At 43.7% G+C, this 8099-nt stretch carries 10 protein-coding genes and 1 other annotated feature; of the genes, 9 read left to right on the top strand and 1 reads right to left on the bottom strand.

Annotation, left to right across the window (positions count from 1 at the left end):
• Positions 1–142 precede the first annotated feature (142 nt).
• The 8 genes from BANVL01_RS04600 (at position 143) to pheA (ending at position 6349) form a co-directional block, all read left to right on the top strand.
• On the top strand, positions 143–1603 hold the full coding sequence (locus BANVL01_RS04600) for an Rne/Rng family ribonuclease (protein ID WP_066147726.1): 1461 nt from the start codon (positions 143–145) through the stop codon (positions 1601–1603).
• 36 nt (positions 1604–1639) lie between these two features.
• Positions 1640–1722 (top strand) — a sequence feature (ribosomal protein L21 leader region).
• A 13-nt stretch (positions 1723–1735) separates the two neighbouring features.
• A complete protein-coding gene (gene rplU, locus BANVL01_RS04595; protein ID WP_024027457.1) occupies positions 1736–2044 on the top strand; it encodes a 50S ribosomal protein L21 in 309 nt (102 codons plus the stop codon).
• Between the two features lie 15 nt (positions 2045–2059).
• Entirely contained in the window at positions 2060–2404 is a 345-nt protein-coding gene (locus BANVL01_RS04590) for a ribosomal-processing cysteine protease Prp (RefSeq protein WP_066090477.1), read from the top strand.
• Positions 2405–2698 (top strand): 50S ribosomal protein L27, encoded by a 294-nt coding sequence (gene rpmA, locus BANVL01_RS04585; RefSeq protein WP_066090474.1) that lies wholly within the window; start codon positions 2405–2407, stop codon positions 2696–2698.
• Between the two features lie 198 nt (positions 2699–2896).
• Entirely contained in the window at positions 2897–3433 is a 537-nt protein-coding gene (locus BANVL01_RS04580; protein WP_066090471.1) for a sporulation initiation phosphotransferase B, read from the top strand.
• Positions 3434–3466: 33 nt separating this feature from the next.
• On the top strand, positions 3467–4756 hold the full coding sequence (gene obgE, locus BANVL01_RS04575) for a GTPase ObgE (RefSeq protein ID WP_066090469.1): 1290 nt from the start codon (positions 3467–3469) through the stop codon (positions 4754–4756).
• 30 nt (positions 4757–4786) lie between these two features.
• A complete protein-coding gene (thrR, locus tag BANVL01_RS04570; RefSeq protein ID WP_169803132.1) occupies positions 4787–5233 on the top strand; it encodes a transcriptional regulator ThrR in 447 nt (148 codons plus the stop codon).
• Between the two features lie 261 nt (positions 5234–5494).
• Positions 5495–6349 carry a prephenate dehydratase gene (pheA, locus tag BANVL01_RS04565; RefSeq protein WP_066090466.1) on the top strand — a complete coding sequence of 285 codons (855 nt, stop codon included), beginning with the start codon at positions 5495–5497 and terminating at the stop codon, positions 6347–6349.
• A 28-nt stretch (positions 6350–6377) separates the two neighbouring features.
• Here pheA and BANVL01_RS04560 read toward each other — a convergent pair whose 3' ends face one another.
• On the bottom strand, positions 6378–6905 hold the full coding sequence (locus BANVL01_RS04560; protein ID WP_066090463.1) for a transcription repressor NadR: 528 nt from the start codon (positions 6903–6905) through the stop codon (positions 6378–6380).
• A 214-nt stretch (positions 6906–7119) separates the two neighbouring features.
• On the opposite strand from BANVL01_RS04560, the gene safA reads away from it, so the two are divergent.
• A partial coding sequence (safA, locus tag BANVL01_RS04555) for a SafA/ExsA family spore coat assembly protein (RefSeq protein ID WP_156482192.1) occupies positions 7120–8099 on the top strand: 980 nt, incomplete at its 3' end.

Below are 8099 nucleotides of genomic sequence, written 5' to 3'. Positions count from 1 at the left end.
AAGGACATTTCCACTAGAATCTACTCGGTTTTGTCTTTAACAACGGCCCTTAAGGATATCGCAAATCAAAACCCGCCCGGTTTACCCCTTAAGGAAGGCGATTCTAAAAACAAATAACAATAAGCAAGTGAGGACGCTAAGTTTGGAAACATTAATAATCAATTACATGGCACGTGAGAAGCGATTTGCTTATCTCAGAAACAAGCATGTTGAACAGATCGTTTTTGACCGACCAGAACAACGATCGCTGGTCGGCAATATTTATTATGGCACGGTGACAAAGGTGTTACCGGGGATGAATGCAGTGTTCATCGATATTGGTGAGGATAAAAATGCCTATTTGCATCGTGACAGCCTGCCGTCATACGTGCTTGCCCAAGATAAACAAAAGAATGTTACTTCCTACGTGCATCAAGGAGAAAAAATGCTCGTTCAAGTGGACAAGGATGCAACCGGTACAAAGGGTCCAAAGGTAACAGGTATTATTGAAATCCAAGGAAACCATCTTATTTACATGCCTAAAGGACGTTATGTAGCCGTTTCAAGGAAAATCGCCGATGAAACTGAGCAAAAAGCACTCCGCCGCCTTGGCAACCGTCTTAAAACCGAGGAAGAGGGCATCATTTTTCGGACATCCAGCATTTCAAGTACGGAAGAAGAAATCGCCAATGAGCTGCAAACATTAAGGCAAGAATGCAAGGAACTCTTGCAGAAAATCCCCAAAAAGCCGGGATTAATTTTTCAAAAAGATACCTTTATTGAGGTGATTTTGAACCAGACAACGAAAATGAAATCTGGTGAAATCATCGTCGATGACCTAGCGGTAAAAAAAATGCTTGAGCAGGCCAACCCCAAGGTGAAACACAGCTACTACAATGGAAAAGAGAATATTTTTTCTGCAAACAATGTCGAGCATGAAATTGATAAAGCCCTAAAGAAGATTGTCTGGCTCGAACAGGGTGCCTATCTTATTTTTGATGAAACGGAAGCTCTCACGATAATAGATGTGAATACTGGTAAATTTTCTGGAAAAGCCGATTATCAGGATACGGTCCTGAAAACCAATCAGCTCGCAGCAAAAGAAATCATCAGGCAGCTGCGCCTCCGCGATATCGGCGGGATCATCCTGATTGATTTTATTGACATGAAACGGGAGCAGGACAAACAGGCGGTTCTCGACACCGTTGAAGCGGAATTATCCAAGGATGAGAAAAGAACAAAAATCATCGGCTTTACACCCCTGGGAATCCTACAACTAACGAGAAAAAGGACAAAGGTCGCACTGTCAGAGGCGCTTCAAGTGAAATGTCCTGTCTGTGAGGGCACAGGCCGCATTCTAAGTGCCGAAACAATTGCATTCCGGCTTGAGCGCGAGCTGTTAGAGCACCGCTCAGCAGAATTCGAGGCAATTCTAATAGAGACAACTCGAGAGGTTAAAGAGGCGCTGCTGGGCCCGAAGGAAGCCCATAAAGAAGCGTTAACAGGCATGCTGAATGTAAAACTTTATTTTTCCATCCAAGCAGCAGAAAAACCATTTTATATTCTAAAACAATTTGGTGAGGAACGTGACATCTCCCTAAAGGCTATTGACACTCTTCCTTGAACTATGTTAGTATTCTAATGTTATGTTTGTAGCGCACCCGTGCTACAACCGCACAGAACAGGTAGTAAGCTTTTGCGATCCTTCGCAAACGCCTGGGGATGGCGAGTCTGAGTTTATAAGGAGGTGCAGTTCATGTACGCAATTATCGAAACTGGCGGTAAACAACTTAAAGTCGAAGAAGGCCAAGCTATCTACATTGAGAAATTAGATGGTGAAGCTGGTGAAACAGTTACTTTTGACAAGGTTCTTTTCGTTGGCGGTGAAACTGTAAAAGTTGGAAGCCCTGTTGTTGCAGGCGCTACCGTTACAGCTAAAGTTGAAAAACAAGGCCGTGCGAAGAAAATCGTTGTTTTCAAGTACAAAGCGAAGAAAAACAACCGTAAGAAGCAAGGTCATCGTCAACCTTACACTAAAGTAGTCATCGAAAAAATCAACGCGTAAGGTGTTGGAGTAAAGATGATTGGAATTACGATTACCCGTACTAAGTCCGGATTGATTCAATCCTTTGAAATAAGCGGTCATGCGTTGTTCGCAGACCGGGGGAAAGATATCGTTTGTGCAGGCGTCTCTGCCGTCTCTGTTGGTGCCATCAACGCTGTGCACGAACTGACTGGTATCACTCCCGACCTTGAACATCGGGCAGATGGATTCCTTCGCTGCGTGGTTCCGGAAGAACTTCCGGAAAACACGAACGAGAAAATCCAGCTAATCCTTGAAGCAATGGCTGTTTCATTACGATCGATTGAAGAACAATACGGTAAGCACATACAAATAACCTTCAAAAAGCAGGAGGTGGAATAAATGTTATTAAAATTAGATATTCAGTTGTTTGCATCTAAAAAGGGAGTAGGTTCTACAAGGAACGGACGTGACTCTATCGCTAAGCGCCTTGGTGCGAAGCGTGCAGACGGACAATTCGTAACTGGTGGTTCAATCCTTTACCGTCAACGCGGTACAAAGATTTACCCAGGTGAAAACGTAGGCCGCGGCGGAGATGACACACTATTTGCAAAAATCGACGGCGTTGTGAAATTCGAACGTTTAGGTCGTGACCGTAAACAAGTGAGCGTTTATCCAGTAGCTCAAGAAGCTTAAGAACTGCATCGAAACTCTAACCTGATTGGTTAGAGTTTTCTTTTTGCTAGCGAATATTACCTTCCATTCAATTCTTCAGGGGAACTACTTCGTTATAGCTTCTTTTTAACCTCTAAAACACGTCATTTGGATAAAAATGCTTACTCATGTTTGTTTTTTTGATATACTAACAGCATCACTTAATGTGGGAGTGTACGTATGGGGAAAGAATGGGATATCGTTGAAGTGCTGCGGCACTCACGACATGACTGGTTAAACCGACTCCAGTTAATAAAGGGAAACCTCGATTTAAATCGGATTGACCGGGCAAAAGCAGTCATTGATGAAATTGTAATTGAAGCCCAGCATGAGACAAGGTTATCGAATTTACATATACCTTTGTTTGCCTCGCTGCTGCTTAAATCCAATTGGGAGAATCCTTTCTTTAAGCTTGAATATGAAGTGCTTCTCGACTCGGAATCGATAAAAGTTGATGATGCAGTCTTAACGAATTGGACGAAGTCATTTTTTACATGCTTGACTCAGGCAATTGAGGCTTTCCAAGAAAATCATTTATCAATCACAATTGAACCGCAAGTAAATGGTGTTCGTTTCTTTTTTGATTTTAGCGGGATAATAAAACAAAAGGAAATGCTGGAACAATTCCTTGCTGACCATGAACCATCATTGGATCTGGCGGTCAAGGAATTCAGCGAAAGTGAACTTGCACTAGAAGTGTATATGCCGGTTTTATAACTAGTGGCAATCAGTGCAAATGGGAGGAATAAGATGTTTGTCGATCAAACGAAGATATATGTAAAAGGCGGAGACGGCGGTAATGGGATGGTTGCGTTTCGCCGTGAAAAATATGTACCGAATGGCGGTCCTGCAGGCGGTGATGGCGGTAAAGGTGCCAATGTCGTTTTTGAAGTAAATGAGGGCTTGCGCACGTTAATGGATTTCCGCTATCAGCGCCATTTCAAGGCGCAGCGTGGTGAGCATGGCATGTCCAAGGGGCAGCATGGCCGCGGCTCTAAAGATATGATTGTCAAGGTACCGCCCGGAACGGTTGTAATGGATGCGGAAACTAATGAGGTGATTGCTGATTTAGTTGAACATGGACAGCAGGCCGTCATTGCGAAAGGCGGGCGCGGCGGGCGCGGAAATACTCGGTTTGCGACACCGGCAAATCCGGCACCAGAGATTGCTGAAAATGGGGAGCCAGGACAAGAGCGCGATGTTATTCTAGAATTAAAGCTCTTGGCAGATGTTGGTCTTGTTGGATTCCCAAGTGTGGGGAAATCGACGCTGTTGTCGGTTGTTTCTTCAGCGAAGCCGAAAATTGCTGAGTATCATTTTACCACGATTGTTCCTAATCTTGGCATGGTGGAAACAGAGGATGGCCGAAGCTTTGTCATGGCCGACCTACCTGGGTTGATTGAAGGTGCCAGTGAAGGCGTTGGTCTTGGCCATCAATTCCTACGGCATATTGAACGGACAAGAGTTATTGTTCATGTTATCGATATGGCGGCGATGGAAGGCAGGGAGCCTTACGAGGATTACCTGACAATTAATAAGGAATTAAGTGAATATAATCTGCGCTTGACAGAGCGGCCGCAAATCATTGTTGCTAATAAAATGGATATGCCTGAAGCAGAAGAGAATCTGCACAAGTTTAAAGAACAGCTTGATGAGGATTTTCCGATTTTTCCAATTTCCGCTGTTTCGAGAAAAGGGCTTCGTGAGTTATTATACGCTGTTGCCGATAAGCTTGAGACGACACCGGAGTTCCCGCTTGAACATGAAGAAGAGGATACAGGGGTTCATCGTGTTCTCTATAAGCATGAAGCAGAACCAGAGGCCTTTACGATTACGAGAGAACCGGACGGCTCGTTCGTGGTCTCAGGTGAAAAGGTCGAAAAGCTATTTAAGATGACCGACTTTTCAAGAGAAGAATCAGTCCGCCGTTTCGCACGCCAGCTTCGCGGGTTTGGGGTCGATGATGCCCTAAGACAAAGAGGAGCAAAAGACGGGGACATCGTGAAACTATTAGAATTCGAATTTGAGTTTATTGAGTAGGGTTCCTGAAGAGGCAGTGTGATAAAAGTGATGAAAGCAGATAAGAAATTTTACTTAGTTCGTGAGGATGTTTTACCAGAAGCAATGAAGAAGACAATTGAAGTGAAGGATATGCTGGAAAGAGGAAAGGCAGAATCGATTGCCATTGCTACACAAATGGTTGATTTAAGCAGGAGTGCCTATTATAAATACAAGGATACTGTTTTTCCGTTTTCAACGATTACGAAGGAAAAGTTGATTTCGCTGTTCTTTCATTTGGAGGATCGCTCGGGGACGCTGTCTAAATTGTTAGGTGTCGTTGCTTCGTCTGGCGGGAATGTGTTAACCATCCACCAAACGATTCCATTGCAAGGCAGAGCAAATGTGACCCTGTCTTTAAACACTTCAAATATGACGGTGGAAATTGATCATTTACTCGCAGACCTAAAAAAACTTGAATTTGTCGAGAAGGTTGAAGTGCTGGGAACAGGTGCATAATGAACGGTTTGTTCATTATGGAGGCTGTTCTCGGCTTTCTTTTTAGCCGATAGGAAAGTATAACTTTCCTATCAGGCATAAGTGCAACTACGCCTCTGTCTTCGCCTAACGGCTCGCCAATCGGCGAGTTTTCTTTGCAATGATTAGACGCAAAATTTTGAAAAAGAGTTTTTGTGCTGAACAAGCACTTGCTCAGTCTAAAAAGGGGCGGAGCGCCGCAAGAGCGAAACAGTTTGGCAAAGTATAAGGAGTGGGGAAGGAATGAAAGTCGGTTTTTTGGGGCCAAAGGCTACGTTTACGGAATTAGCGGTGAAAAAGGTTTTTCCAGGATTTGAACTTGAGCCATATCAGACCATTCCTGAAAGTATGGATGCCTTAGTAGATAAAGAGGTAGACCTTGCTGTCGTTCCGGTTGAAAATGCCCTTGAAGGTTCAGTAAATATTACCCTTGATTATTTAACTCACGTCGTGCAAATTCCAATCGTTGGCGAAATCACGCTGCCGATCAAGCAGCATTTAATGGTTCACGCGAAGAATCAGGATGATTGGCAGAAGGTAAGCGCGGTTTACAGCCATTCTCACGCGATTGCCCAGTGCCATAAGTTTTTACATACTCATTTAAAAGGGGTGCCAGTCGAGAGTGTGTCATCAACAGCTGCGGCGGCAAAGATGGTGATGGAGCAGCCTGAAAAGAAATTAGCGGCGATTGCTAACGAATTGGCAGCGCAGGAATATGGGTTAGCTATCGTTCAAAAAGATATTCATGATTTTGATTATAACCATACCAGCTTTTTTGTTCTTTCCGAAATGGACTTGGATTTTGCGTCGATCAGCGGTTCAGCGCATTTCAAAACGACACTCATGGTTACACTGCCTTCGGACATGGCCGGGGCATTGCATCAAGTGCTATCTGCCTTTGCCTGGCGAAAAATAAACCTATCAAAAATTGAATCGAGGCCAATGAAAACTGGTATCGGCAATTATTTTTTCATTATTGACTTAGAAATGAAGCTAGATGAGGTTTTGATTCCAGGGGCAATTGCCGAGCTCGAGGCCTTGGGCTGCGGCGTGAGAGTATTAGGAAGCTACCCTTCCACGATGGTGGAATTAACTTAAAAAATGACCCGGGTAATCCGGGTCATTTCTATGCTTCCATTAAAATTCCTTCTGCTTTAAGAGCGGCTTCGGCTTTTTCAAGGGCTTTTTCGCTTGAAGCTGAAATCGTATGCAGATGAACGCCGCCGGTTAATTCCGATAATAAGGAGGCATTAGTTGTTTGCAGCCGCTTGACAAATTGTTTCACTTCCTGGCGGTTCGAAACCATGATGGATGCTGTTAAGTCGCCGTAAATTGCGTGCTCGATTTTAACATCCTTCACCAATACCCCGTGATCGACAATTAAATTAAGCTCCATTTCTGTTTCTTCGGGCGTATGCTTGCAGGCGATTGTCCTTTCGACCATAGGAATGCCTGAGCTCTGCTTTAAAAAAATGTAACCTTGACTCGTTGCAATAATCGGTTCATTTTTTGCCTTCAGAAGGGTAATATCACCGACAATCACTTGCCGGCTTACATTCGTTTTCTCAGCTAAATCACCCCCGGTAATTGGGACATTGCTGTCTTTTAACAATTGTAAAATATACTTTCTCCGCTCTTCCCCTAGAATCTTCATTTTTCAAAAAACGCTCCTTACCATTAGCATGATTACCAATTTTAACATACTGGTTATTAAAATAAAACTTTTCTCTAAAGTGCTGTTAATTAGAATTTCCACTAGTACCATTCATATTTTTTAGAAAGGCTGCATAAGTTTTTCTGAAGAATGTTAGCACTTTGCCCATTTTCACATACACTATATGGACTTATGCCATAGGAGGGAAATCAGAGTGAAGATCCATATCGTACAGAAAGGGGATACTCTTTGGAAGATCGCCAAGAAGTACGGCGTGAATTTTGAAGAGCTGAAAAAGATGAATTCACAGCTCAGCAACCCTGATATGATTATGCCCGGTATGAAAATAAAGGTTCCAACTGCAGGCGGGACCGTTAAAAAAGAAGGGCCAATCCATATAGGAAAAAAAGAAGTTCCCATTGCTGAGCATCCGTTTGCTAAAGAGAAGCCGAAGGAAATGCCGATTAAACAAATGCCGATTAAAGAAATGCCAATCAAGGAAATGCCGATAAAGGAGATACCAAAAAAGGAGATCCCAAAAAAGGAGATCCCGATAAAGGAGGTACCAAAAAAGGAAATCCCGATAAAGGAGGTACCAATAAAAGAAGTACCAATAAAAGAAGCGCCGATCCTTAAAGAAGCACCTAAAGCGCCCTACACTCCAAAAATGCCTCTAAAAGTAGTCCCAGAAAAAGATATTAACAATTATTATATGTCAAACATGACAAATATGACGCCAAATCTGCCGCCGAAGCCAGCAAATATTCTTCCTGAGGTAAAAGAAGTACCGAATCTTGTACCAATGCCAGTTCAGGAAGCTTGCGTACAGGATTATTGTGTTCCAGTTACACCTGTAATGCCTGGGCCAGGATTCTGCCCTCCGTTTGGAGGATATCCAATGCAGCCTATGCCATATCCGCAAGTGCAAGGTGCGGCCTATGCACCGACACCGAATTACGTACCAGGTATGGTACAAGGGAATCCGGGTGCTGCTCCAATCGCAGCTGGTGTCCCAGTTATGCCGGGCCAATACTACCAGGATGAATCATCATCGTTTATGCCGCAAATGCCTATTATGAATCCTGCTTATAACCCTGGTGCTATGATGGGTGCCCAAAACCCTGGGGTTCAAACACCTTATATGGCCCCGGGAGCCTACGGTCAAATGCCAGCAGGATACGGGGAAATGCCAGG

It is taken from the genome of Neobacillus novalis NBRC 102450, from assembly GCF_001591805.1.
In the GTDB taxonomy this organism is placed as follows: Bacteria; Bacillota; Bacilli; order Bacillales; family Cytobacillaceae; genus Neobacillus; species Neobacillus novalis.
Note: the sequence above shows the minus strand (reverse complement) of the source record. Positions and strands in the feature narration are given on the sequence as shown.

Bases quoted from the DNA above. Each gene is read 5' to 3' on its own strand.
- rplU (WP_024027457.1), top strand. From the start codon at position 1,736: ATGTACGCAATTATCGAAACTGGCGGTAAACAACTTAAAGTCGAAGAA.
- BANVL01_RS04590 (WP_066090477.1), top strand. From the start codon at position 2,060: ATGATTGGAATTACGATTACCCGTACTAAGTCCGGATTGATTCAATCC.
- rpmA (WP_066090474.1), top strand. From the start codon at position 2,405: ATGTTATTAAAATTAGATATTCAGTTGTTTGCATCTAAAAAGGGAGTA.
- BANVL01_RS04580 (WP_066090471.1), top strand. From the start codon at position 2,897: ATGGGGAAAGAATGGGATATCGTTGAAGTGCTGCGGCACTCACGACAT.
- obgE (WP_066090469.1), top strand. From the start codon at position 3,467: ATGTTTGTCGATCAAACGAAGATATATGTAAAAGGCGGAGACGGCGGT.
- thrR (WP_169803132.1), top strand. From the start codon at position 4,787: ATGAAAGCAGATAAGAAATTTTACTTAGTTCGTGAGGATGTTTTACCA.
- pheA (WP_066090466.1), top strand. From the start codon at position 5,495: ATGAAAGTCGGTTTTTTGGGGCCAAAGGCTACGTTTACGGAATTAGCG.
- BANVL01_RS04560 (WP_066090463.1), bottom strand. From the start codon at position 6,905: ATGAAGATTCTAGGGGAAGAGCGGAGAAAGTATATTTTACAATTGTTA.